General features: G+C 59.4%; 14 protein-coding genes. 5 read left to right on the top strand and 9 right to left on the bottom strand.

Annotated elements, in window-relative coordinates:
* Positions 1 to 26 precede the first annotated feature (26 nt).
* On the bottom strand, positions 27 to 5,108 hold the full coding sequence (locus KGB24_RS13075; RefSeq protein WP_223416562.1) for an NEL-type E3 ubiquitin ligase domain-containing protein: 5,082 nt from the start codon (positions 5,106 to 5,108) through the stop codon (positions 27 to 29).
* A 153-nt stretch (positions 5,109 to 5,261) separates the two neighbouring features.
* On the bottom strand, positions 5,262 to 8,378 hold the full coding sequence (locus tag KGB24_RS13070; RefSeq protein ID WP_008043448.1) for a transglycosylase domain-containing protein: 3,117 nt from the start codon (positions 8,376 to 8,378) through the stop codon (positions 5,262 to 5,264).
* Positions 8,379 to 9,254: 876 nt separating this feature from the next.
* Here KGB24_RS13070 and KGB24_RS13065 point away from each other — a divergent pair.
* Positions 9,255 to 10,676 (top strand): amino acid permease, encoded by a 1,422-nt coding sequence (locus KGB24_RS13065; RefSeq protein WP_223416561.1) that lies wholly within the window; start codon positions 9,255 to 9,257, stop codon positions 10,674 to 10,676.
* A gap of 861 nt (positions 10,677 to 11,537) precedes the next feature.
* Here the strand turns inward: KGB24_RS13065 and KGB24_RS13060 are convergent.
* Complete coding sequence (locus KGB24_RS13060; RefSeq protein ID WP_223415991.1) at positions 11,538 to 12,686, bottom strand: OpgC family protein; 1,149 nt, start codon at positions 12,684 to 12,686, stop codon at positions 11,538 to 11,540.
* Between the two features lie 248 nt (positions 12,687 to 12,934).
* Between KGB24_RS13060 and KGB24_RS13055 the strand changes: the two genes are divergently transcribed.
* Positions 12,935 to 13,876 (top strand): glycosyltransferase family 2 protein, encoded by a 942-nt coding sequence (locus tag KGB24_RS13055; RefSeq protein ID WP_223415992.1) that lies wholly within the window; start codon positions 12,935 to 12,937, stop codon positions 13,874 to 13,876.
* Position 13,877: 1 nt separating this feature from the next.
* Complete coding sequence (locus KGB24_RS13050) at positions 13,878 to 15,386, top strand: glucosyltransferase domain-containing protein (protein ID WP_223415993.1); 1,509 nt, start codon at positions 13,878 to 13,880, stop codon at positions 15,384 to 15,386.
* A 9-nt stretch (positions 15,387 to 15,395) separates the two neighbouring features.
* Here the strand turns inward: KGB24_RS13050 and KGB24_RS13045 are convergent, their stop codons facing one another.
* The 3 genes from KGB24_RS13045 to KGB24_RS13035 form a co-directional block, all read right to left on the bottom strand.
* Positions 15,396 to 15,680, bottom strand: coding sequence for a putative quinol monooxygenase (locus tag KGB24_RS13045; protein WP_192228554.1), 285 nt, complete (start codon positions 15,678 to 15,680; stop codon positions 15,396 to 15,398).
* 57 nt (positions 15,681 to 15,737) lie between these two features.
* Positions 15,738 to 17,357, bottom strand: a complete 1,620-nt coding sequence (locus tag KGB24_RS13040) for an FMN-binding glutamate synthase family protein (RefSeq protein WP_223415994.1) — start codon at positions 17,355 to 17,357, stop codon at positions 15,738 to 15,740.
* A gap of 152 nt (positions 17,358 to 17,509) precedes the next feature.
* A complete protein-coding gene (locus tag KGB24_RS13035) occupies positions 17,510 to 18,310 on the bottom strand; it encodes a helix-turn-helix transcriptional regulator (RefSeq protein WP_008032237.1) in 801 nt (266 codons plus the stop codon).
* A 126-nt stretch (positions 18,311 to 18,436) separates the two neighbouring features.
* Here KGB24_RS13035 and KGB24_RS13030 point away from each other — a divergent pair, with 126 nt between their 5' ends.
* Entirely contained in the window at positions 18,437 to 19,258 is an 822-nt protein-coding gene (locus tag KGB24_RS13030; protein ID WP_223415995.1) for a carbon-nitrogen hydrolase family protein, read from the top strand.
* A gap of 224 nt (positions 19,259 to 19,482) precedes the next feature.
* Positions 19,483 to 20,808, top strand: coding sequence for an APC family permease (locus tag KGB24_RS13025; RefSeq protein ID WP_008032234.1), 1,326 nt, complete (start codon positions 19,483 to 19,485; stop codon positions 20,806 to 20,808).
* A gap of 126 nt (positions 20,809 to 20,934) precedes the next feature.
* Here the strand turns inward: KGB24_RS13025 and KGB24_RS13020 are convergent, their stop codons facing one another.
* Genes KGB24_RS13020 through KGB24_RS13010 form a run of 3 tightly spaced genes read right to left on the bottom strand, consistent with a single transcriptional unit; the run spans position 20,935 to position 25,105 of the window.
* Positions 20,935 to 22,341 (bottom strand): ATP-binding protein, encoded by a 1,407-nt coding sequence (locus KGB24_RS13020; protein WP_223415996.1) that lies wholly within the window; start codon positions 22,339 to 22,341, stop codon positions 20,935 to 20,937.
* A complete protein-coding gene (locus KGB24_RS13015; RefSeq protein WP_223415997.1) occupies positions 22,338 to 24,149 on the bottom strand; it encodes a DAHL domain-containing protein in 1,812 nt (603 codons plus the stop codon). Before KGB24_RS13015 ends, KGB24_RS13020 begins: the two co-directional genes overlap by 4 nt.
* A complete protein-coding gene (locus KGB24_RS13010) occupies positions 24,146 to 25,105 on the bottom strand; it encodes a cytochrome-c peroxidase (protein WP_223415998.1) in 960 nt (319 codons plus the stop codon). The genes KGB24_RS13015 and KGB24_RS13010 overlap by 4 nt, the downstream gene beginning before the upstream one ends.
* Positions 25,106 to 25,129 lie beyond the last annotated feature (24 nt).

The raw sequence follows: 25,129 nt of genomic DNA, 5'->3' as shown, positions 1-25,129 counted from the left end.
TTACCCGATGCATCAGGGTTGCCCGATTATTGCTCTGCGGCTTTTTGCAATGCTGCGCGGGTCAGCTTTCTGCTCAGCTCTTTTTCTTCGTAGCCCATGTCGTGAAGCAATCGGCCGTAGACCTCATCGCTCATGTCTTCATCGGTGAGCACCACTCTGTCATCGACACCCAGTCGCCGGGCGAGGTCTTGCAGACGTTGTTTGAGTGCCCGTCGTTGCGCAATCTGCTGGCCTTTGGAGCGGGCCCAGGCGTGCTGGGCATCGCGCAACTCATCCAGCAAGTCGCTTTGGGTTTCGTACAGCCGGGTATTGCGCCTGAACTCGTTCGGGTAAGTGTCACGCAAGTATTTCTCCCAGAACGGCTGTTCGAGCATGTCGTTGATCAACCCGTCACCGGCCTCCATCGCCATCACCGTATCGAAGGCGGTGTCGAGGGTTTTGGCGCTCACGCCGGCCAAGGGACGATGCAGCATCGACTCCGATTGCCACGGCAAACCGAGGCGTTGAGCCAGGCCGGTTTCGTAGGCGAGGTAAACCTCCACCTCATCGGGAGTGCCTTCACGGCCGCCAAAATCGGCACGGGCAATGTCATCCACGCGTGCGAGGCGAGCGGCGCCTTTTGCCAGGGTCACCAGTCTGTTTTCAAGGACGGCATTGGACGTCGACAAGGCATAGGCTTCGGAGGCGAGCACCTTGATGCCCATGTGGTTGAACACCTGCGCCCCGGCATCGGCGCAGGTGGTGGGCGCCTTGGCCATTTCGAACAGTTCGTTGCGCAAAGGAGTGTCCACATCAATGGCTTCGACCATGCGCCAGACTCGACTGCTCAGTTGTTGGCGCAATTCACCGCCGGCCCGGTAATCGGCGGAGCGTGTCTGTTTCTCGATCAAGGCAAAAAAATCTTCGGAGCCAGGTTCGGTCATCAAATCGTGCCAGGCGTCCTCGCGGAAAGTGCCCAGCCCCCCGACCTCGGCACTCCACCACACAGAGTCATCCTTCGTCGGCCACTGGTGCATCGCGTCAGCAGCAGCCTCGGCATAGATCTGGTCGGGTGCGAAGCCGACCGAACGTCGATAGGCTTTGAACGTGATCAGGTTTTCCTGCGAAAGACTCTTTGGAAACAAGCGGGTCCGCGCCACGAGGAAGGCCTCCTCCGAGCCAGGCACGACAGTTGGAATGACGCTGATCGGGTTCTCCTGCAAATCCAGAAAGAAGCCCCGCGGTCGACGTTTGCTGAAGGGCCCGAACAGGCTATCAGGCCAGGTGGTTGCCCCTGTGTTGCTCAAACTCAGGATTCTCAGTTTGGGCATGCGCCCGACGTTCGGAAGCATGCCCAGTTGCTTATTGTCATCGAGCCTGATCGTTTCCAGGTGGGTCAGGTTTCGCAATTGCTCGACGGACGACTGGGTCAACGTGATGTCATTGTTCATCAGCCGCAACGTCCGCAGGTAATGCATCTTGCCGATGGTGGCGGGGAGTCGCGTCAACCCGCAACTGCGGGCGCTCAGTTGCCGCAGATGAGGGAAGTCGCCCAACAGGCCAGAGGCGTTTTCGGAGACGTTCGAGCGGTCCAGATTCAGCGTGCTGATCTGATCGACGTAGTGTTTGATATCCGGCGGCAGTTCCTTCCACCAGCGCTCGAGGTCGGGCACATCGAACTCTACCGACAGGTCCAGCGCATAACCGCCGTCGACCATGGTGCTGCGCTCACCGAACACGGTGGGTTTTCTTGAGAAACAATCGATGAGCCGCTCGGCAATGTGCAGCCCGCCACCGCGCACGAACCCCTGTCGGTCGACCCCCCACGTATCGGGTTGCTGATATTGCCACCGGTTGAGCAACTTGCGCAGGTCATACCGCTCTCGGTCAAGCCTCGTCAGTGTCTGATGCCCTTGCTCTTGCGAACCCAGGGATCGAACGAAGGTGTCGACCTCTCGTTCGTTGAAGTGCGGGTACAAATCCTGCACCCGGTCGGTGAGCGTGGCGGCGGTTGTGGAGAAACCGGGACCACGCAACAGCATCAGGTCTTCGTGGTTCGCCATCGGGCGGATCGGTGGTGCGGCGAGCGCGGTGCGGCGTTCGGCCGGGGTCTCGGTCTTGGCCATGACCCATTGCTTGAAAAACGCCCCCTGGCCTGGCCGATAGCCCAACTGCGCCTGTTTGTTTTTCGGCAACGCCGTGAGCACGGCTTCGAAAAAATCAGCGGCGTCGTGCAGCTTGTGGTTGTCGGCGTCCCAGACTTCGAACCGGTTGGCCTCATCCTTGACCAGCACCCGCACCGTCGCCGCGTCACGTGCCCCCACGCTGCCGCGCAGTGGCCCGGCATCGTTGCCTTCACGCACCTCGATACGCAGTTGCGCGAAGGTGTCGGTATGAATCCTCAGTGCATTCAGCACCAGGCTTTCGGTTTGCGCCACCCACTGCGCGCCGTCATGAAAACCCTCGTACGCATGGTTGGTCCGGGCTTCGAAGGCGGCTTCACGGGCGCGGCTCTTGAGGTTCAACGGCAGGCGTTGCTCCTGATTCATGCGCATGAGGTCGGCCACGTCGGAACTGTTCAGCAGCGTCTGTGCCGCGCGGGTCGGCAGCTCGGGGAATGTCTGGCGAATGAGTCGGACCTGTGGGGCGTCGGACGCTTCTGCACCTTGGTAAAGCTGATTGACGATGTCTGCGTTCAGTCGATTGGCTTCGTCCGCCAGTCGATTGCGCAGGGCTTGCACCTGTTCACTTTTGGCGGTTGACCGACCGAGCATCGCTTGCAGCTCTTCTTCGCCGAGGAACTCGACAAGCCTCGGCGCAAACTGCTCGCTCATGAGCTGCGACTGGCTGGTGGACAGCGTCTGCGCCTCGCTCGCCTCGGGATTGCCGTACTGGCGAAAGCGTCCCGTCATGTCGGCGTCTTCGTAAACCTTCAGGGCCTTATCCACAGGCCAGCCGTCCAGGTAAGTCGCCAGGGGTTCAAACCACCAGGAGGCAGGGTCCAGAGGTTGACCGGTTCGAATCCGTTCAATGGCCTCGCGGGTCTGGTGCTGGATTTTCAAGCGTGTGAGGCTGTCTTCCAGTAGCGGTGGCGGGGCTGTGTTGTCGACGTACATCCGGCGCAGCGCAGCGTCGTCGGTGCCGCTGGCGATGCGCACATTGTCCAGTTCTGCGTCGCTGAAACCGTCCACGGAATGGCCGAGGCGACGCATCAACGTCGGGCGCTGCCACGCTCGCGGGTTTTCGGCTTCGTGGGTCCAGGCGCCCTGGCCGTTATGTTTCAACTCGGGTAAATAGGCGTTGTCGCGGTGCGGATGCTGGACGCGGTAGTTGCCGGTTTGTGGGGCCTTTTGCACGGCGTAGTGTTTGTCATCCAGCGGCAAAATGTCCTGGCCTTCGTGGGCATGAAGTCCCAGTGCGTCAGGTTTGGCTTCAGCGGGTAGTTTTACATCCGGCCTCTCATAAGGCTTGAGATCGGGATGCCACAGTCTTGGCTCGCCATTGGGCAGACTCACCGGTTTCATGCCTTCGATCAGCGGCGAAAGCTTCAGGCGCGCAACGTTGCCAATCTTCACCCCGGCGGCGAACGCCACCAACTGAATGACGTCGGTCACCACGCCGATGACGTGTTCGGCAGCTTCGGTCCACAGCCCCATGGTCATATCGACGATGCCTTCGATGACGTCACTGGCCATCTGATACGCCGTGTAGACCATCATCAATTCACCCAGCCCCGGAACGAACGGCGTGATGACCATCAGCGCGACGTTGAAGATGTCCGAGACTATTTTCTTGAAGTTGTCCCACCAGGCCCATCGGGCATTGCTATTGCTATCGGCGGTGGACACGGCAATGTGCCGGGCGTCGTTCAGCACCTTGTTGAGCTTCTGCTGAAAGAGGTATTCCCAGAGTTCGCCGGGGATCGGTGCGGCTTTGAAATGCAGATTGGGGTTGTCGACCGGTACTTCCCGCCAGCTCGGTCCCTGGTCCAGCGGCGCTTTCTGATGCCATTTCACCTCGAACAACCGTTGTTGTAGCCCGCCGAAAAAATGCCCGCGCTCCGATTGATCGACGAACCGGCTGAAATACTGTTGGTAGGTCATGCCGGTGGATGAAACCACGTTGTTGTCGCGCAGCTGGCGCGTCAGTTCATTCATGAACGCGACGGTCGAGGGGTACTCTTTCAGCGGGTGTTCTGGGTCCTGCGGGACGTAAACAATCACCGGCGTCACCTCACGGATGTGTTGTTCCGGCCTGGCTGTGATCAACACGATTCCGCTCAGTTGGCTGTCGAGAATCGACAGTTCGGCGAATTGCATCACCCGGCCTTTGCGGGTGAGGTTGCGCTGGCCATCGAGCATGCTCAGGATCAGGTCACTGGCCTCGGCGTCGATGTCGCCCTTCAAAACAGCCAATTGAACGGCGGCTTTGAACGCGGCTTTCTCGCTCTCGACGATTTTTAACTTCAAAAAACCTTGGGCGAGGCCGTCACTGGGCAGCAACTGTTCTTCGAGGTATTTCGTGTAGCGCGCGCCGATGTCCAGTTCTCGGCAGAGGTTCTGGAATTGGGCAATGGACATTTTGCGTTTGATCGGCAGGACGTCGAAGTGCCCGCGCGCATCGGGTTGGCTGATGAAGTCCGAGTCCGGTTCGCAGGTTTCGTGACGCGCGAAGTTGTGCAGGGCGGCGTCCAGCAATGAGACGGTTCGGGTAACAACACCGCCGGAGACGTCGAAGACATACCACGGGCGTGCTTTGGGTAAGTACAGATGCAGGAACGTGCGGGTGACATCGACATCGACGTTGAATTTTTTTTGCAGTGCATCGGTGAGTAACGGTTCGGCGAACGTGTAAACGTCCTGCACTTCATCCATGAACCGGTCGACTGCATTCTGCGTGGACCAGAGTTCAAGATTGGCTTCTTGTATCGGCGTGTGGTCGAAATCTCTGGCGCTCTGTATCCATCGCCCTGACGCCGTTTGTGTGCGGCTCAGTTCATGAACCCGTCGCACTGAAGCGTCTTTGAAAACGGGGTGGGTACGGTTCTTGATGAACGCGTAATGGTGACCTTTATTGTCGTTGGCCACGGGTGACGGTAACGCTGATATACGTCCGTGTAAGTCAGTCATGCTTTCAATAAACCTTGAGCATTAAGTGGAGTGACCAGCCTAACGCCCGAGGTTCAAAGTAAAAGTCTGAATTCCCGCTGCTTGGAAAGCGTTCTTCCCGGCAAAGCATTGGAATTTTCAATGCCGAAAATAGTTATTTACCGCCATCGTTTTTCAGCGTCGTGCGACCTCCACGGGCAGGCATTGCGTATGTGTGCCCGGTTGCAGATACGGCGTGAGAATCGGTGCCATGCCCTTGAGCACTTGCACCGGTAAGGCCGAGGTGAACTTGAAGGCTTCGGCCGTGCGTCCGGGTACGAATGCGGTCAACGTACCGAAGTGGCTATCACCGATGTAAAACACAAAGGTGGCCGTGCGGTTGATCGACTTCGAACTCAAGATTCGCCCACCGGAACCAATGGCTTCGATGCGGTTGTCACCGGTCCCGGTCTTGCCGCCCATGGCCAGCGGCTTGCCATCGGGGGTGATGAAACTGCCGGAAACACGTTTGGCCGTACCCGCGTCCACCACGTGCGACAAGGCCTCGCGCATGGCCGTGGCCACTTCGGACGGCATCACCCGTTTACCGACATCCGGGTCGTTGATCAGCTTGGTTTCATAGGGCGTATTCGCCGCGAAATGCAGGCTGTCGATACGCAGTGTCGGCATGCGCACGCCGTCGTTGAGGATGGTGCCGATCAGCTCCGCCAACGCGGCAGGTCGGTCGCCGGAACTGCCGATGGCAGTGGCCAGCGAGGGCACCAGGTGATCGAACGGATAGCCGACTTTCTGCCAGCGCGCGTGAATGTCGAGGAACGCCTCGATCTCCAGCATGGTGCGGATGCGGCCATCACGGGCACCCTTATGTTTGCTTTTGAATAGCCAGCTATAGACTTCCTGGCGTTCGAACTGGCTGGCCTTGACGATTTCGCTCCACTTGGCGTCAGGATGATTCAACAAATAACCGATCAGCCACAATTCCAGCGGGTGGACCTTGGCGATGAAGCCCTGGTCCGGCAAATCGTAGATGCCGGGACTGTAATTTTCGTAAAGCCGTTGCAGGCGTTCGTCCGTGAGTTTCTCGGTGAGCTTGGCGCCTGAGAGGTGCGAGCGCACGAAGGTGTTGAAGCTTTCCTGACTGGCTTGCGGCAACAGGTAGCGATGCACCGCAGCCATGCGAATCGGGGTCGGGCGCATGCTGTCGAGGAAGGTTTCGAGCCGTGCCTGGGTGTCCTTGTTTTTGTAGCGCTTCCAGAACTTCAGCAGGAACGAAGTGCCCTCGCGGTCGGCGAACTCGGCGAGGTATTCCTGGCGCCGAGGATCGCGGTCGTCCCCGAGCAGAGCAGCGCTGTTGTTCGGGCCGGAGTAGGTGGTGTAGCGCACCAGATCGCGCATCAGCCGAATGAACGGCAGGTTGATCGATTCGCGCAGGGCATCGCGCAAGGTCGGTATGCGACCGTTGTCTTCCTTGCGGAAGTTGACGAAGGTATGCAACCCGCCGCCGGTAAAAAAGGCTTCGCCGGGGCTGGCCGAGTATTTGCGGTCCAGCGCGGCGCTGAGCATGGCCGACAGGTTGTGGTCCTTGTTCTCGATCAGGTAATCGACGGCCCAGCGGCTCAGGCGGTCCTGATCCGGGACGTCGACTTTCTTCAGTTCCGGGACGGTCATTTCGGCGTACTTGTCGTGCAGCTCGGCAATGATTTGCAGATAAGTCGTCAGTACCCGCATTTTCGCGGTGGAGCCCAATTCCAGTTTGCTGCCTTCGTTGATATCGAATGGCTGGTCGGTGCTGTCGGTCTGCACGCGCACCCGCGAACCGTCCGGGGTCAGTTCGAACAGCGTGAAGCTGTAGCGCACTTGCGTGGTGCTGGTGGGCGTGAGCAGGCGTTCGCCCATCAAACCGATCTGCGTTGCAAACGCCGGGTCGGCCAAGTGCTTGAGGTACTCGGTGACCTGGGTTTGCAGTTCGCCTTGCAGGGTGCTGGTGGCCGAGAGATCCAGGCGGTCGAGGTCGTACAGCGGACGATTGAGCAACCCGCCCAGGCGACTGCGCGCCACGCTGATGCCTTTGTTGGTTTCGATCGGTTGAATGGTCGGCTGGGTCTGCCAGTCGCGATAGGTCACTTTGCTGGCCAATGCGGCGGCGGCGAATGGTGCGTCGATCACAAAGTTTTGCGCCAACAGGCGAATGTGGCTGTCGGTGAGGTCGGCCAGCTCATCGCGGCCCTTGGTCAGGTAGTGGGAAGGGCGGCGCTGGGCAATCATCAATGAGAGCATCTCACGCAGGGCCAGGCCTTTTTCCGCCATGGCCTTTGGATCGGTGTCGGTACTGGCCAGCCGTTCGTTGGCCTTGTTGAAGTCGGCGCCGTACCAGACACGCAAACCTTCGGCCATGCCGTGTACTTCCCCGTGGCCGGGCACGGCGGACAGGGGCACGCTGTTGAGGTAATCACGCACCACGTTCTGGCGCGCCGCAAGCGTTTCCGGCCCGGCCTGATAGGCGCGCACGCTGGCGGAAATCATCTGGCGGATTTTTTCCCCGCCGGACACGGTCAAGCCGTCGGGCGAGTGTCGATACTTCTCGAGTTGCGTCGCGAGGGTACTGCCGCCCGCCGATTGGCCAGGCATGTGCAGCATTTTGGCGACCTGCGACCACGCCGCCATGCCGAAGCGTGGCCAATCCACGGCGGGGTTGGCCCGGGGCTGACGAGGGTCGAGCAGGAAGCGGTTTTCGATGAACAGCAAACTGCTGACCACCACCGGCGGAATCGCGTCAAAGCTTGAGTAGAGCTGCTGCGGGTATTTGTACTGATACAGCGGTGCCGCATGGCAATCGGTGATCGACAATCCTGCCTGGATCTTTTCCGCATAGGGCACGAAAAAGCCTTTGTCGGTGTAGTCCATCAACGGTTGGGAAAAGCGGGTCTGTGCCGCAACGACGTAGTCGCGCTTGATCAGGCGCGGCAGGAATTCACCTAGAGAGCTGTAGCCCAGACGCAAGTCAAAAGGGCCGGCCCCTGGATAGCGAATGGAGTCGCTTGGGCCTGGCTTCAGTTCGTAACTCAGGGTAGCGGCATATTTGCTGGCTTCCCGGGATTGGAACTTCGAGGTACGCATTTCCCTGGCAGCGGCCAACCCCAGAGCAATCAGGATAATCAACACCAGTAACCAAAACGCCTTCCACCCGTGTTTGGTACGACTACGACGGGGTTTTTCGGGGATAGGCGCTTCATCCACACGTTCAGTCGGGACCACAGTTTTACTCGTATCGGTTTGCCATAACGCGCCCATAGTCGACTGATCCATTCACGCAGATTGATCGGACTTGTTTGAAGCTTAGACGGTGGATGCTGCCGGTGAAAAAATTGTGAACACCCGGATATCGAATATTCACCCTGACGGGGCGTGAGCGAATGTTCTCTTTGCAGGGGGCTGGCTTGTTGGCGATGGCGATTTCACGGACGCCATCGCCGGCAAGCCGGCTCCTACAGGGGGGAGGTGAGCCCGATATTTTGGACCGCGCCCCCGATCTGTAGGAGCCAGCTTGCTGGCGATGGCGATTTCATGGGCGCCATCGCCAGCAAGCCGGCTCCTACAGGGGGGAGGTGAGCCCGATATTTTGGACAGCGCCCCGATCCGTAGGAGCCGGCTTGCCGGCGATGGCGGTTTCATGGACGCCATCGCCAGCAAGCTGGCTCCTACAGGGGGGAGGTGAGCCCGATATTTTGGACAGCGCCCCGATCCGTAGGAGCCAGCTTGCTGGCGATGGCGGTTTCATGGACGCCATCGCCAGCAAGCCAGCTCCTACAGGAGGGCCGTACTAGAGCCATCGCTACGTAAATGCTGCCTAGGTAGGGGCATGACGATGCACCAATGCTGTGCAATACTCCGCGCCGCTTTAGCGGTAAAAATTCCTACAAAAAGTCAGGTAATGCACCTCCAAAAACCGCGCTTTTACCGAGAGTTCTCGCTGAATATTGTGGGTTGTAGAGTGAAATATCCTGCAAGAAGGTTTTTAGACTGCACGTCCCGCTGATCTTGGAGGGTTTTGCCCTGCAGGACGGTTCTGCCCACGAAGCAGGTCCGGTTTCAGGCAAGCAATGGCTTATCGGTCAGCGCTTCGACACTCGGTGGTCATATCCAATAACAAGACGAGGTTGTACCCCTATGCCAGTCGGCAATCACCTGCCCCACGGCGAGACCGCTCAGGGCGGCCCGCTTAAACGCGAACTCGGCGAACGGCATATTCGCTTGATGGCACTCGGTGCCTGTATCGGCGTCGGTCTGTTTCTCGGTTCGGCCAAGGCCATCGAAATGGCTGGCCCAGCCATCATGCTGTCCTACATCATCGGCGGTCTGGCGATCCTGGTGATCATGCGCGCCCTCGGCGAAATGGCTGTGCACAACCCGGTCGCCGGCTCCTTCAGCCGTTATGCCCAAGACTACCTTGGCCCGTTGGCGGGGTTCCTGACGGGCTGGAACTATTGGTTCCTGTGGCTAGTGACCTGTGTCGCGGAAATCACCGCAGTGGCGGTGTACATGGGCGTCTGGTTTCCCGAGGTCCCGCGCTGGATCTGGGCACTCGCCGCATTGGTCAGCATGGGCTCGATCAACTTGATCGCAGTAAAAGCCTTCGGTGAATTCGAATTCTGGTTCGCCCTGATCAAGATCGTCACCATCATTGCGATGGTGATCGGCGGCGTCGGCGTGATCGCGTTCGGTTTCGGCAACGACGGCGTGGCGTTGGGGATTTCCAATCTCTGGGCTCATGGCGGCTTCATGCCGAACGGCGTGCAAGGCGTGTTGATGTCCCTGCAAATGGTGATGTTCGCCTACCTCGGCGTCGAGATGATCGGCCTGACCGCCGGTGAAGCGAAGAACCCTCAGAAGACCATTCCCAACGCGATCGGCTCGGTGTTCTGGCGGATTCTGCTGTTCTACGTCGGCGCGCTGTTTGTGATTCTGTCGATCTACCCGTGGAATGAAATCGGCACCCAGGGCAGTCCGTTCGTGATGACCTTTGAGCGTCTGGGTATCAAGACTGCCGCTGGCATCATCAACTTCGTGGTGATCACCGCTGCACTGTCGTCCTGCAATGGCGGCATTTTCAGCACGGGGCGCATGCTCTACAGCCTGGCGCAGAATGGTCAGGCTCCGGCCGGTTTTGCCAAGACGTCGAACAACGGGGTGCCGCGTCGTGCGCTGCTGCTGTCGATTTTCGCCTTGTTGCTGGGGGTGCTGCTCAATTACCTGGTGCCTGAAAAGGTTTTCGTCTGGGTGACGGCCATTGCTACTTTCGGCGCGATCTGGACTTGGGTGATGATCCTGCTGGCTCAGCTCAAGTTTCGCAAAGGTCTGAGCGCCAGCGAACGGGCCGGGTTGAAATACAAGATGTGGTTGTACCCGGTCAGTTCGTATCTGGCACTGGCGTTTTTGGTGTTGGTGGTTGGTTTGATGGCGTACTTTCCGGACACTCGGGTGGCGCTGTATGTGGGGCCGGCGTTTTTGGTGCTGCTGACGGTGTTGTTTTATGTGTTCAAGCTGCAGCCGACTGGTGTGTCGCAAGGTTCGGTGCGTTCGGCTTCATAGGGGGTGGATGGGGGGCAGATCCGTTGCTGTGGTGACGGCGGCTATTGGTTTCGCCCTTACGGCGAGTCACTTGGAGAAGCGCCAAGTAACCAAGCGCTCGCGCCCCTGACGTACGGTGGCTCGCTCCGGTCCTGCTCCGTGGGCCCGCCGCCATCGGCCATCCATGGCCGGGGGCGGCTAACCCGGCATCCATGCCGGGTTGCCCACTGCGCAGAACCTCCACTCGGCCTCCCGACGGGGCAGATCAAAATCAAAAGCCAAAGCAAAGCAAAGCAAAAACGAGGCGGCCTGCCAGCCGACCTGTCTCAATGAGCGTACGCATTCCCCTGTAGGAGCCGGCTCCTACAGTTGATCGTATTTACCTAAACACATACGCATTTCCCTTGTAGGAGCCGGCTTGCCGGCGATGGACGTCAACGATAACGCGGGTTGTCTGAATGAACGCGTTGTCCAGACGATTTTCGCCGGCAAGCCGGCTCCTACAGGGAATCGCGTACGCTTTTGATTTCCACCACTCATCAGGCCGAGCGTTAGCTCGCCTTCCGCTTTTGATCTGAGCGCCCCCTCGAGAGGCCGAGCGCAGGTTCTGCGTAGTGGGCAACCCGGCATGGATGCCGGGTTAGCCGCCCCCGGCCATGGATGGCCGATGGCGGCGGGCCCACGGAGCAGGACCGGAGCGAGGGCATGCCGAGCCTTAGCGAGGCACCGAACGAAAGGGGCAAGAGCCCTTGGTTACTTGGGGCTTTTCCAAGTGACTCGCCGTAAGGGCGAAACCATTAGAGGCCGTTACCGCAGAAACGGATATGTACACCAGCAAGAGATTGGTCGGCTGTCAGGCCGCCATCGCTGGCAAGCCAGCTCCTACAGCGGGATCCGCTCAGCTGCCGAACGCTGCGACCTGTTGACCGGCTGGTTCAACCGTTTATTGAACTCCAGCCAGGCCCCCAACAACGCCATCAACCCCGCACCCACCAAGGCTGTGAATATCTGCATGGCAAACGCATCGTCGGTCATGGCATTGACCATGTCCGCCAACGGCGCCAACAACACGCCGAGGCAAAAGATTTCCAGCGAATAACGCCCCATGCGACAACTTTGCTGCGCCAGCCAGTTTTGCGTCCAGCCAGTATCGGGCAACAGCTTCGCCGTGACATACGCCAGCGCCAGAAAGTGCAGCAACCGCACCGGCGACAAGTCAGTCTTGCTGATCGGGTACAACAGGTTGCTCAGCCACGCAGGCATCAGCGCATCATGGATTTCCGGCCATCGCCAGGAAACGGTCAGCACGCCGGTAACCACCACATACACCACGGCACTGACAAATAACGGCCGGCGCAGCAACGGGCGCGCGTCAGGTAACCGGGGGCGCTGCCCGTAAGTTGCCGCCGCGCCGCCCAGCACAAACAGCAGTTGCCAGACCACGGGGTTGAAGTACCACACGCCATCCTTGATGGCCGCCAGGTTCCAGCCGAACCACGGCGCCAACAGGTACACGGTCAACGACACGGCCACCACCGCCCACGGTTTGCGCACCAGCATCGGCAGCACCAGCGGCAAGCCGGCCAGCAGCACGATGTACAGCGGCAGCGGGTCCATGAGGTTCGGTTTGAAGCGCAGCAGCAGTTCATCGACCAGGGCTTGCTGCGGGTTGGTGATGAAATGGTGCATGCCCATTTCCTCCACCAGATCCCTCGTTTCCACGTGGCTGTTGGCGAAGAACACGATGCCCATCAGCATCGCCAGCAGGAAAATATGCACCACGTAGAGCACCCAGGCGCGGCGCAGAATCTTTACGCAGGCAATCAGATAACCGTCCCGTCGGAAGATTTTTCCGTAGGCCAGGACCGCCGCGTAACCGGCGAGAAACACGAAAATTTCCGCGGCATCGCTGAAACCGAAGTTACGCGGGGTGATTTGACCGAGGGGGTTGTGAGGCACGTGATCCCAGAAGATGAATATCAGCGCCAGGCCTCGAAAAAAGTCGATTCGGTGATCGCGTTCAAACGTCATGACAGCGGGCTCGTGAACGGGTGTTGAATAAGGAGTGGTCAGCGCGGCAAAAGGTGCGCGCCGCGCATCGGCGGCGCGCAGGGTGGCGCGATTCGACGACAATTGCAAAAAACACGCTATTACTGAATGTCTCAGATGTGACTGGCTGAACGAATCCATCCACTGGTCTGCCAGCTCGATGGCGTGCCCGAATAATGGTGCACGGCAGCTGTCGAATCTTTACCGAGTATGGTTCAGGAGCGTGAAACGTGAAGGTTTCGCTGATCGTTCCGGTCTTCAACGAAGAGCAAGCGATCAGCCTGTTTTATCAGGCGGTGCAGCGCGAGTTGAGGCTGGGCGGCGACGAGGTCGAGATCGTATTCATCAACGATGGCAGCTCCGACCGGACGGCCGAGCAAGTCAAAGCCCTGGCGCAGGTCGACGAGCGCGTATTGTTGATCAACTTTTCGCGCAACTTCGGCAAGGAACCGGCGTTGTTCGCCGGCCTGGAATACGCTTCTGGCGATGCGGTGATCCCCATGGACGTCGACTTGCAGGACCCGATCAGCGTCATTCCACTGCTGATTGACGAGTGGCAAAAGGGCGCAGACGTGGTGCTCGCCAAACGCCGCAACCGGGCCACCGACGGTTACCTCAAACGCCACAGCGCGGCGCTGTTCTACCATGTGCTGAACCGTATCGCGTACACCCGGATCGAAGAGAACGTCGGCGATTTCCGATTGATGGATCGCAAGGTGGTCAACGTGATCCGCGCACTGCCCGAGCATCAGTTGTTCATGAAAGGCGTGTTGTCGTGGGCCGGGTTCACCACCGCGGTGGTGGAGTACGAACGCGTCGGGCGCGTGGCCGGCAGCAGCAAGTTCAATGGCTGGAAGCTGTGGAACCTCGCACTCGAAGGGGTGACGTCGTTCAGCACTGTGCCGCTGCGTTTGTGGACGTACGTCGGTGGCGGCATTTCGATTTTCGCGGTGCTTTACGCGGTGTACATGGTGCTGGACAAGATTTTCTTCGGCAACAGCGTACCCGGTTATCCGTCGTTGATGACCGCCATTCTGTTTCTTGGCGGTGTGCAGCTGATTGGCATCGGCATCCTCGGTGAGTACGTCGGCCGGATTTACATCGAGGCCAAGCACCGGCCGCGCTACGTCATCAAAGACATCGTCGGCGGCAAAGACCGGCTCGGGCTTTAGCATGGGCCGATTCCGCGATGTGCTCGGCAAGGAACTCGGCGGCCGACAGGTCTGGTTGTTTTTTCTGCTCGCGACGTTGCTGTATGTGCTGCCGCTGATCCTCGCGGACTACCCGTACATCGATGACAACTGGCGTTCGCTGTCGGCGGGCATGGCCTGGGCGGAGCAGGGGCGCTTGTTTACCCAGTTGTTCTACAACCTGCTCACTTTCGGCAGCGCGGCACCGAACATCTTTCCCTTGCCGCTATTGATCGCCACGCTGGCCATGGCCTCGGCACTGACCCGGCTGACGTTTCATTACTTTGCGCAACCGACGCTCGCCTGTTGCCTGGTGCCGTTGCCCCTCTGGTACAACCCGTTTTTTCTGCAAAACCTGTCTTATCAATATGACGGTCCCGCCATGGCCCTGAGTCTGGTGGCGGTGATCTACGCGATCACCTTTCGTCATCCTTCGCGCAGCCTGCAATGGATGGTGCCTTCGTTCCTGATTGCACTGGCGCTGGGGCTGTATCAGATCAGCCTCAATGTGTTTGTGGGATTGTGTTGCCTGGAACTGCTGCGCGGCGTAAATGACCGTTTGGCCTGGCCGCAGTTGTGCAGGCTGATCGGCTGGAAACTGGCGCAGGTCACCCTGGGCTGGCTGATGTATTGCGTCAGCGCCGTGGCGTTCATGGCGCAGGATCGCGCGCTGCTGTTGAACTGGACCGCCGCGCCGCTGCTGCAACTGCAGATCAACATTGGCAGAGTGCTGGAAAAAGTCGTGCTGCTGTTTCATGGCGGATTGGTCTGGGTGTTCGCCGCGCTGTTGCTGTGCGCCATCGTCGGCGCTGTGCAATTGGGGCTTAAAGTGTGGAAGCGTCAGGACAGTGGGCCGAAGAAAGCGTTGATCGGCCTGTTGTGTCTGCTGACCTTGCCGGTCGTGACGCTGCTGGTGTCCGGCGTCGCGCTGTTTTTTCGCGACTTCAACGAGGGCGCTCGAACCCTGATGGGCTTCGCGGTTTTATTGATGCTGTTGTTCTACTTGAGCCATCTGGCGCTGGCGCAAATCCATCAACGACTGACGCTGTTACTGGCTGTTCCACTGCTGGCGATGCTGTCGCTGTCGTTCGCTTACGGTCGGGTGCTGACGGTGCAGAAAGCCTTCAGTACCAGCGCACTGTTCAGCCTTGAGCACGACATTTCGACGCATCGGGAATTGCGCGAGGCCAAGCGGATTTACATGTCGGTGACGTATTCCGATCACTGGCTGTCGGGGGCCGCAGGTTCGTTCAAGCAGATGCCGGTGTTGCACTATCTGCTGAACATCGACTTTTTCATGCTGGCCGAGAATCTGCCGAAGCTCGGCATCACCAACGTGGTCGCGGAGAAGGAGCGCCGCAATGCGACACGGGTAGGTTATCTGGGGTATCCGCCGTTGCTGGAGCGCCCGTACTACCGGATTTACCTGATGGGGGACTACGGTTTTATCGTCATGAAAGAACCGGCCCCGATCAAGGCGCTTCGCTGGTGACGACGGGCCTCAGAACGCATCCATCAGCACGATAATGCAATCCCGGGCCTGGAAACGGTTGATCTGCGGCACCAACCGCCGAAAGTGCTCAGACTGGCAATGAGCATCCAGCGCCGCCTGATTTGGCCATTGTTCGACGAAGATAAAGTGGCCGGGGTCTTTTTGATCGATGAACAGGTCGTAAGCGATGCAATCGGGCTCCAGTCGAGTCTTCTCGACCAGTTCGGTGTACCACGGGCGAACCGTTTCAATGTATTCGGGTTTGATGAAATCCTGAGCGATTACTTTCAGCAAAATGTTCTTCCTTGGTGTAAAGCCAGCCTCCCTACGAGACTGGCGTTCAAACAGTGTTTACGCCGCAGCCAACTCATTGGGCTCAAAACTGTCCGCCCGCGCCATCTGCCACATCCGCGAATAAAACTCGCCGTTCACTTCTCCTGTGAGCAATTCCCCCGGTTTCAAAAACACATGCAGCTGCGAGAACAGCTTGATCTCGGTCGCCGACATGCGCCGCACCAGGTGCTTGGCCGACAATTGCGACGGATGTTCCAGGCCCGCGGCGGCGAGCATTTCCGCGAGTGCCTTGAGGGTGTTGCGGTGGAAGTTGAACACCCGCTGGGCCTTGTCCGGGACGACGAGGGCACGCTGGCGCAGAGTGTCCTGCGTGGCGACGCCGGTCGGGCATTTGTTTGTGTGGCACGACTGCGACTGAATGCAGCCGATGGCGAACATGAAGCCGCGCGCCGAGTTGGCCCAGTCGGCGCCGATGGCCAGCACGCTGGCGATGTCGAAGGCGCTGACAATCTTGCCGCTGGCGCCGAGTTTGATTTTGTCTCGCAGGTTCAGGCCCACCAGCGTGTTGTGCACGAACAGCAGACCTTCGCGCATCGGTACGCCGATGTGGTCGGTGAACTCCACAGGCGCTGCCCCCGTGCCGCCTTCCTTGCCATCGACGACGATGAAGTCCGGGAGGATGCCGGTTTCCAGCATGGCCTTGGCGATGCCCATGAATTCCCACGGATGGCCGAGGCAGAACTTGAAGCCCACCGGTTTGCCGCCGGACAGTTCACGCAATTGCTGGATGAAGTGCATTAGTTCGATCGGTGTGGAAAACGCGCTGTGCCGCGATGGCGAGATGCAGTCTTCGCCCATCAGGATGCCACGGGTTTCAGCGATTTCCTTGGTGACCTTGTGCTTGGGCAGGATGCCGCCGTGGCCGGGTTTGGCGCCTTGGCTCATCTTGATTTCGATCATCCGCACCTGCGGGGTTTGCGCTTGGGCGGCGAAGCGCTCCGGGTCGAAGCGACCGTCTGCGGTGCGGCAACCGAAGTAGCCGCTGCCGAGTTCCCAGGTCAGGTCGCCGCCGTTTTCCCGGTGATACGCGCTGATGCTGCCTTCACCCGTATCGTGGGCGAAGTTGCCGAGCTTGGCGCCCTGGTTCAAGGCGCGAATGGCGTTGGCGCTGAGGGAGCCGAAGCTCATGGCCGAGATGTTGAACACCGATGCCGAGTACGGCTGGGTGCACTGCGGGCCGCCGACGAGGGTTCGGAAACTGCCCGGATCGCTCAACGGTGCCGGGCGCATCGAGTGGCCGATGAATTCGAAACCCGACTGATACACGTCGATCAACGTGCCGAAGGGTTTGTCGGCGCTTTCGTTCTTGGCGCGGGAATAGACCAGCGAGCGCTGGGCCCGGGAGAAGGGCAGGGCGTCGCTGTCGGATTCGAGCAGGTACTGGCGGATTTCCGGACGGATGCCCTCCACCAGATAGCGGATGTTGCCGAGGATCGGGTAGTTGCGGCGTACGGCGTGAGGGCTTTGCAGCAGATCAAACAGGCCCACGAGGCTCAGGACACCGGTGACAGCGGTGATCGGCCAGAGCCAGTCGTGTTCCAGGAACGGCAGACTGGCGAGGGTGAAAATCACACAGACGGCAAAGAAGGCGTAGCGGCTCAGGAGTGACAGGCTCATACGGTTTCCTTGGGTTCGGACTCGGTTGTGTTCGGCACACCTATCCCTGTAGGAGCGAAGCTTGCTCGCGAAAGCAACATTTCAGCCAACATCAATGTTGAATGTGATGGCCTCTTCGCGAGCAAGCTTCGCTCCTACGGGACCGTGCTGTGTCAGGCATTCTGCGCCTGGAGGAAAATCGAAAACAGCTCGGACTGGGACTTGATCCCCAGCTTGCTGTACATGTGTTTCTTATGGACTTTCACGGTTTCGACAGAGATTTCCAGCTTACGGGCGATTTCTTTACTGGAGCAACCGCTGAGCATCAAACGCCCGACATCCAGCTCCCGGGCGGTCAGTTGCGCGCCTTTGAGTTGTTGCACCGAGGCTTCCAGCTGAACGCGCCAGTCACCTTGGACCGGTGCCGGCGCGAGAGCCACGACTTCGTTGATTTCGTAGGGCAGGCGCTGACGCAACAAACCCAGCACCCACGGCTGGATCAACGACAGCAACGCGATCTGCTGGCCGCTGAAACGCTGTTTGCTGCCCAGTGACAGGCACAACGTGCGGTCGCCTTCGAGCTGACAATTGAACTGGATTTCATCGGCCACCACATTCAGACGAAAGTAGCGCTGGTAATACTCGGTCAGCTCAAAGTGCTCCGGCGCCACTTCCGACAGGCGATACAGCCCGGTGCGCGATTGCTCGCGGCAGGCGATGTAGAACGGGTCGAGCAGGTACAAACCGCGCAGGTAATCCTGGAACAACTGATCCGGGCTGCCGTCTTCACCGGGACATTCGGCGAACACTTGCGGGTGCTGATCGGCGCTGAAAAGCAGCGCCACCCAACTGTCGAAGGTCACGTATTGATCCAATAACCGGACAAGCTGCGTCCAGAAATTCGGCTTGTCGAGGGCGTCGATCAGTTGCCCGACCGAACGGTGCCAGGCGATGTCGTCTAACGAAAGTGTCATGCATCTACCCCTATCGGGTTACCCCAGCCGCGTGATTCCCTGGCCGGTTGCTTGCTGCGCATACTGGCGCACAGACAACGACCGGGCAATCTTTCTGCCGCCCGGCCACTAGAACAAGGAATACCCATGAAGGTCGAACTCGCCCAACTGGCGGGCCGTGACAACGACACGGCTTACAACCTCGAACGCGCGCTGGCGGCGATTGGTGCCTGCGCCGCTGACACGCAGTTGATCATGTTTCCCGAAAGCCACTTGATGGGCTTCCCGTCGGCCGAGACCGTGGCCGCCGTTGCCGAACCGCTGAACGGTCCGACCGTCAGCGCAATCGTCGCCGCGGCCCGCGAGCGCAACATCGCCGTGGTGATCGGTACGGCGGAAAACGACAACGGTCGTTTTTTCAACACCACGCTGCTGATCACCCCGCAAGGCATCGCACTGAAATACCGCAAGACGCACCTGTGGGCGTCGGATCGCGGCGTGTACGAGGCGGGTGATCGCTACGCCACGTGCCTGTGGAACGGCGTGCGGGTCGGCCTGCTGATCTGCTACGACATCGAATTCCCGGAAACCGCCCGCGCCTTGGCGCAACTGGGCGCCGAATTGCTGATCGTCACCAACGGCAACATGGACCCGTACGGCCCGACGCACCGCACCGCGATCATGGCCCGCGCCCAGGAAAACCAGGCGTTTGCGCTGATGGTCAACCGGGTGGAAGAGGGCGATGGCGGGTTGTTGTTTGCCGGCGGCAGTGCGCTGGTGAATCCGCTGGGCACGCTGTTGTTCGAGGCCGGGCGCGAGGAGGGGCAGTTTGCGGTTGAGCTGGATTTCAGCCAGCTGGAAGCGGCGCGCCAGGATTATCGGTACCTGGATGATCAGCGGCTGAAGTTGCCGGGGGAGATGGTTGAGCATGCTTCTGGATTGCGGGAGCTGCTGATTCCTGTGCGCTGAGCGGCTGACGCTTTCGCTGGCAAGCCAGCTCCTACAGGGATCTCCAGTGAACACAGAGTTTGTGACCACCCGCGATCAACTGTAGGAGCTGGCTTGCCGGCGATGAGGCCCTGACAGGCAACACATCTTTGTCGGTCTGAAACCAAGAACAACAAACGCAACACCCGTAATTTGCGCCGAACTCGGCTCTGCCATAAATCCAATAAAATTCGGAGTAGTCGCTCATGGCTCGTTTGCAACGCACCCTGTCATTGGGGTCGGTGGTGCTGTTTGGCATCGCCTACATGACGCCGATCATTGTGCTCGGCACTTTCGGCATCCTCGCTCAATCCACCGCTGGCATGGTGCCGGCCGCGTACCTCGCGGCGTTGGTGGCGATGTTCTTTACCGCCATGAGTTATGGCCGGATGGCCTCGGCATTCCCTGTCGCTGGCTCGGCCTATAGCTACGTGCGCAAGGCGATCAGCCCGAAACTCGGTTTCATCGCCGGTTGGGCGGTGCTGCTCGATTACCTGTTCCTGCCGATGGCAATCTGGCTGATCGGCGCGGCTTACCTCAACTCCGCATTCCCGGCCGTGCCGCAATGGATCTGGGTGCTGGCGTTCATCGGCATCACCAGCGCAATCAACATCGTCGGCCTGAAACTGGCCAACGGCATCAACGCCTTGCTGATGCTGGTGCAGTTTCTGGTGCTGATCGCCTTCGTGGCGCTGTGCGTGCATTACGTTGGCGGCGATGCGAGCACGCCATTGTGGTCGGTGAAACCGTTCTTCAACGGCGACATGCAGATGCCACTGATCATGAGCGGTGCCGCCATCGCCTGTTACTCGTTCCTCGGTTTCGACGCGGTCAGTACCCTGACCGAAGAAACCCGCGATCCGCGCCGCACCATCCCGCGGGCGATCATGCTGATCACCCTGATCGGCGGGCTGATCTTCGTCGGCGTGTCGTACTTCGTGCAGATCGCGCACCCGTCGTTCCAGTTCGACAGCGTCGATTCGGCGGCCTATGAAATTGCCCGCAACATCGGTGGCGACCTGTTCGTGTCGATCTTCCTGATTGGCTTGATCGTCGGTCAATTCGCCTCGGGGCTGTCGGCTCAGGCCAGCGGTTCGCGCCTGCTCTACGCGATGGGTCGCGACGGTGTGCTGCCGAAATCCTTCTTCGGTACGTTGCATGAGCGTTTCGGGACGCCGATCAACAGCATCCTGCTGTGCGCGGTGGTGGCGTTGCTGGCGCTGAAACTGGACGTCACCACCTCGACCTCGTTCATCAACTTCGGCGCGTTCCTGGCGTTCAGCCTGGTGAACCTGTCGGTGATTTTTCACTACTGGATTGGCGGCGAGAAAAAGGGGCTGCGTGAGTTGGTGCTGTTCCTGATCTTCCCGTTCATTGGCCTGGCGGCGGATTTGTGGCTGATGGTCAGCCTCGATCACCTGGCGATTTATCTAGGCCTGAGCTGGCTGGCGATTGGCGTGGTGTACCTGGCGGTGCTGACCGGCGGATTCCGTCGCCAGCCGCCGGAAATGGATTTTCAGGAAGCCACCTAACCACCTGACTGCTGAAGAACCCTGTAGGAGTGAGCCTGCTCGCGATGGCGGCGTGTCAGTCACTATTAATGTTGTCTGACTCGGCCTCATCGCGAGCAGGCTCGCTCCTACATTTTTGAGTTGTGTTCAGGCTGCCGTTTTTGATTGGTGGATCGGCAATTCGACGCGGAAAGTGCTGCCAACGCCGACTTCACTCACCACCGAAATATCCCCCCGGTGTTTCTTCACGATGCCATAGGACAGGGACAACCCCAGCCCGGTCCCCTGGCCCACCGGTTTGGTGGTGAAGAACGGGTCGAAGATTTTTTGCAGGCTGGCCGGCGGGATGCCGGTGCCGGTGTCGGCGACTTCGATCCACACCTTTTCACCGTCGATCCCCGTGCGCAGGGTGAGGGTGCCGCGTTCCGGGCCGATGGCCTGCGAGGCGTTGACGATGAGGTTCATGATCACCTGGTTGATCTGCGAGGGCAGGCATTCGATGTCGGGGAGGTGCTGATAGTCCTTCACCACATCGGCCTTGTACTTCAGTTCATTGGCCACGATGTTCAGCGTCGATTCGATGCCTTGCTGCAGATTCGCCCACTGCCATTCCTGGTTGGAGTCCACCCGCGAGAATTCCTTCAGGTCTTTGACGATCTGCCCGACGCGGCTGATGCCGTCCTTGGATTCCTTGATCAGCAGCGGGATGTCGTCGCGCAGGAATTCCAGTTCGATCCGCTCACGCAGTTGTTGCAAGCGTTCGACCAGCTCGCTGGAATCTATTGCCTCTTCCGCATCCCGATAAGCGTCGAGCATTTCCTGCAGCTGTTTGAAATAGCCATCGAGGGTGCCGAGGTTGGAGGAAATGAAGCCGATGGGGTTGTTGATTTCATGGGCGACGCCGGCCGCCAGTTGCCCCAGTGACGCGAGTTTTTCCGACTGCACCAATTGCGATTCAAGCTGTTTGCGTTCGTCGATTTCCCGTTGCAATGCCTCACTGGCCTGTTTGAACTGTGTCGTTCTCTGGTCTACCAGATGCTCCAGGTGGCTCATCTGCACAAAGGCCCGTTCGGTCATGTCCCATTTGGTCAGCAGGGTGTTGGCCATCTGCTGGACTTCAATGTTGTCGAACGGTTTTTTCAGAATCAGCAGACGGTCGTGCGCCTGCAAACGGTCCAGCAGTTCATCCCAGGAATAGTCGGAGTAGGCGGTACACACCACCACTTGCAGGCGCGGGTCTTCCTGCCACAGATGCTCGATGGTTTGTGCGCCGTCCCAGCCTTCGGGCATGCGCATGTCGACGAAGGCCAGCGCGTAGGGCTGGTTTTGCTGCAAGGCTTCTTGGAGTTTGCCCAGACCCTCTTGGCCGCCAAATGCCGAATCCAGCTCGAACAGCGCGCGGGTGGATTTCACTTCACTGCCGAACAGCGCGGCCTCCATCTCGTCCAGCTCGACGGTCTGCACGGGCGTCGGCGTGAGGATCTTGCGGAAATCCACATGAATGGACGGCGTGTCATCGATCAGCAAAATGCGGCGGTTCGACAGTTCGCTCATGCCTCCTCCATGACGGTTTTCAGCGGGATCTGCAGGGTGAACAGTGCGCCCTTGCCCGGCCCGTCGCTGTGGGCGGTGAGGTGGCCGTTCATCTCGATGGCTGCCAGTGCGCAACTGTGCAGACCAAAGCCGTGACCTTCCTTGCGGGTGGTAAAGCCGTGGGCAAAGATGCGCGTCATGTTTTCCGGGGCGATGCCTTCGCCGTCATCCTTGACGCTGACTTGCAGCGTGGCGTCGTCGACCACTTTGACCCCGAGGGTCATTTGTCGCGGGCGGTTGCTGAGGTCGGACATCGCGTACTTGGCGTTGCTGATCAGGTTGATCAGGATCAGCAGCAACCGGTGCTTGTCACCCATGACCTGCGGCACCTCGCCGTACTCCTTGACCACCGTGACGTGATGCCGGGTCAGCGCGCCGGAGTTCATGCGCAGGGCATCCTCCAGCAATTCGCTGATGTGCAGCGGCTCCACCAGGCTGTTGGCGCCCGCGTAGGATTGCTGGGTGGCGACGATGTCCTTGATGTGGTCGACACTTTTGCTCAGTTGGGCCAGTTCGTCGCTCATGCCTTGCTGTTCGAGGGCGATGGCCTCGACCAGTTGGTTGAGGTAGCCGGGCAGCAACTTGCCTTTCTCGTCCTGGGTCAGGAAGGTGCCGAGGTCGCCGGGGTGTTCGTTGATCAGTTGCATGGCTTTGCCCAGCCCCTGGGCCTTGCTGGCGCGCAGTTTGCGCGAGACCAGGTCGGCCGAGATATTGACGCTGTTGAGCACGTTGCCGACGTTGTGCAGCACGTTGGTGGCGATCTCGGCCATGCCGGCCTGGCGCGCGGTGTCGAGCAGCTCGCTCTGGGTATCCTTGAGTTCACGGGTGCGTTCTTCTACCCGCAATTCCAGTTCGTCATTGGCGTTTTTCAGGGCTCTGTTGACGCGATTGATGATGCTGAAACTGCGCATCAAGTGAATGGCCAGGTACACCAGCAACAGGACCAGCAACACCGAGAACACCAGCATGTAAAAGTGATAACGCTGCTCGACCGCATCGGCCTGTTGCTGGTCCTTGTTCAACAGGCTGGTGATGTCGTCCAGGCGCTCGGCGACGGGAATCGCTTCGATATTTCCCAGCAAGCGGTTGACCACCGGTTGTTCGCGCAGAATCAGTGAAATGTGGGTGCTCAGAATATCGATCGGGCTGTGAAACTGCTCGGGCAGGCGCAGCTTGTTCACCCCTAGCTTGTTCAGCCCGACCAGAATGTCAGCGGCCTTGTCGTCGGAAGTGACCTGGGCGAACTCCAGGCTGCTGAGCAGCAAATCGTAAGTGTCGGTGGCGATGTTCTGCAGTTGCAGTTTGTCGCCATCCACCAACCGGGCCAGTGGTTCCTGAATGTCGTCCTCGGCGGTGGGCAGGAACGCCAGTGAGTTGCGCAGCAGCGCGTTGTGGGACTTGAACTGCTCCACCAGCCGGGTCTTTTCCTCGATGGCGGCCAGGTACGCATCATGGCTGGCGCGCCAGATCGGCGAGTCGTTGCGGCCGTGGTTCGACTCCATGGTGTCGAACCGCTCCCACAGCTTTGTCATCTCGGTCAGCGGCGCGACCAACGGATCGTAGTTGTGGTTGGTGGCGATCCTGGCCTTGAGAATCTCGGTTTCCCATTGCGCGTTGAGCTGTTTGATCCGGCCGATCAGGTCCCGGGATTCGGCGTAGGTCGACGTCTCGTTCGAATTCGACTTGAGGTACAGGAACAGCAGCGTCGAGGCCAGTAACAAAGCGACGGCGCCCAGTAGTGCGAGGCTGCGACGGCGGGACATTTTCATAAGGGTTTGCCTCCCCATTCACCGGTCAGGGTCTTGAGGAATTTGATGATCAGGGTTTTGTCCTCGGCGGAAGGAATGCGACCGAGCTGGAACTTGAACATCACGTCCACCGCCTCTTCCAGCGTGTTGGCCGAGCCGTCGTGAAAATACGGTGCGGTCACCGCGACATTGCGCAGGCTCGGTACCTTGAACACGTTGCGGTCCTCTTCATCCTTGGTCACCAGATAGCGACCCAGGTCGGAGTCGGTCGGGTTGCCGCGAACCTTGAAGTAATCGCCCATGACGCCGAATTTCTGGAACATGTTGCCGCCGATGTTCACGCCTTGATGGCAGGCGATGCAGCCATAATCCTTGAAGCGTTGGTAGCCGTACTTTTCCTCGGTCGTGAGGATGTCGGTGTTACCCAGCAGATACTGATCAAACCGCGAGTTGCTGCTGAGCAGCGTTCGTTCGTAGGTGGCCAGGGCGTTTTGCACATTGTTCATGGTCACGCCGTCCGGGTAGGCGTTGGTAAATGCGCTGCGGTAACCCGTGTCTGCGGACAGCGCTTGCACCACGTGCTCCCAGTTGCTGCCCATTTCACTGGGGCTTTTCACCACTTCATGGACCTGGGATTCCAGGGTGTCGGCGCGCCCGTTCCAGAACTGCCGGAAGTTCAGGGTGGCGTTGAACACGCTGGGGGTGTTGATCGTCACTGGCTGACCGGCGAAGCCGATGGAAAACGCCTGGGTATCGGCCCCGCCGTTTTCCAGTCGATGGCAACTGGCACAGGACAGCGTGTTGTTGACCGACAACCGCGTTTCATTGAACAACTGGCGACCGAGTTCGACGCGCAGAGGATTCTGTGCAGGCGCCGCTGGCAGTGGCTTGAGGGGTTCGTCCAGCGGCGCGGCGACGGTGCTCAGACAGAAACCGAGCAGCGGCACCAGGAGCAGGTAGTGAATGGACGGCGACATCTGATAATTCCTTGGCTGTTAGCC

The organism is Pseudomonas sp. BF-RE-25, assembly GCF_019956105.1.
Taxonomy (GTDB): domain Bacteria; phylum Pseudomonadota; class Gammaproteobacteria; order Pseudomonadales; family Pseudomonadaceae; genus Aquipseudomonas; species Aquipseudomonas migulae.
The sequence above is the reverse complement of the archived record's forward strand: the minus strand, read 5'-3'. Positions and strand labels throughout refer to the sequence as shown.

Bases quoted from the DNA above. Each gene is read 5' to 3' on its own strand.
- KGB24_RS13040 (WP_223415994.1), bottom strand. From the start codon at position 17,357: ATGAGCCTGTCACTCCTGAGCCGCTACGCCTTCTTTGCCGTCTGTGTG.
- KGB24_RS13025 (WP_008032234.1), top strand. From the start codon at position 19,483: ATGGCTCGTTTGCAACGCACCCTGTCATTGGGGTCGGTGGTGCTGTTT.
- KGB24_RS13070 (WP_008043448.1), bottom strand. From the start codon at position 8,378: ATGGGCGCGTTATGGCAAACCGATACGAGTAAAACTGTGGTCCCGACT.
- KGB24_RS13065 (WP_223416561.1), top strand. From the start codon at position 9,255: ATGCCAGTCGGCAATCACCTGCCCCACGGCGAGACCGCTCAGGGCGGC.
- KGB24_RS13030 (WP_223415995.1), top strand. From the start codon at position 18,437: ATGAAGGTCGAACTCGCCCAACTGGCGGGCCGTGACAACGACACGGCT.
- KGB24_RS13020 (WP_223415996.1), bottom strand. From the start codon at position 22,341: ATGAGCGAACTGTCGAACCGCCGCATTTTGCTGATCGATGACACGCCG.
- KGB24_RS13050 (WP_223415993.1), top strand. From the start codon at position 13,878: ATGGGCCGATTCCGCGATGTGCTCGGCAAGGAACTCGGCGGCCGACAG.
- KGB24_RS13015 (WP_223415997.1), bottom strand. From the start codon at position 24,149: ATGAAAATGTCCCGCCGTCGCAGCCTCGCACTACTGGGCGCCGTCGCT.
- KGB24_RS13010 (WP_223415998.1), bottom strand. From the start codon at position 25,105: ATGTCGCCGTCCATTCACTACCTGCTCCTGGTGCCGCTGCTCGGTTTC.
- KGB24_RS13075 (WP_223416562.1), bottom strand. From the start codon at position 5,108: ATGACTGACTTACACGGACGTATATCAGCGTTACCGTCACCCGTGGCC.
- KGB24_RS13035 (WP_008032237.1), bottom strand. From the start codon at position 18,310: ATGACACTTTCGTTAGACGACATCGCCTGGCACCGTTCGGTCGGGCAA.
- KGB24_RS13060 (WP_223415991.1), bottom strand. From the start codon at position 12,686: ATGACGTTTGAACGCGATCACCGAATCGACTTTTTTCGAGGCCTGGCG.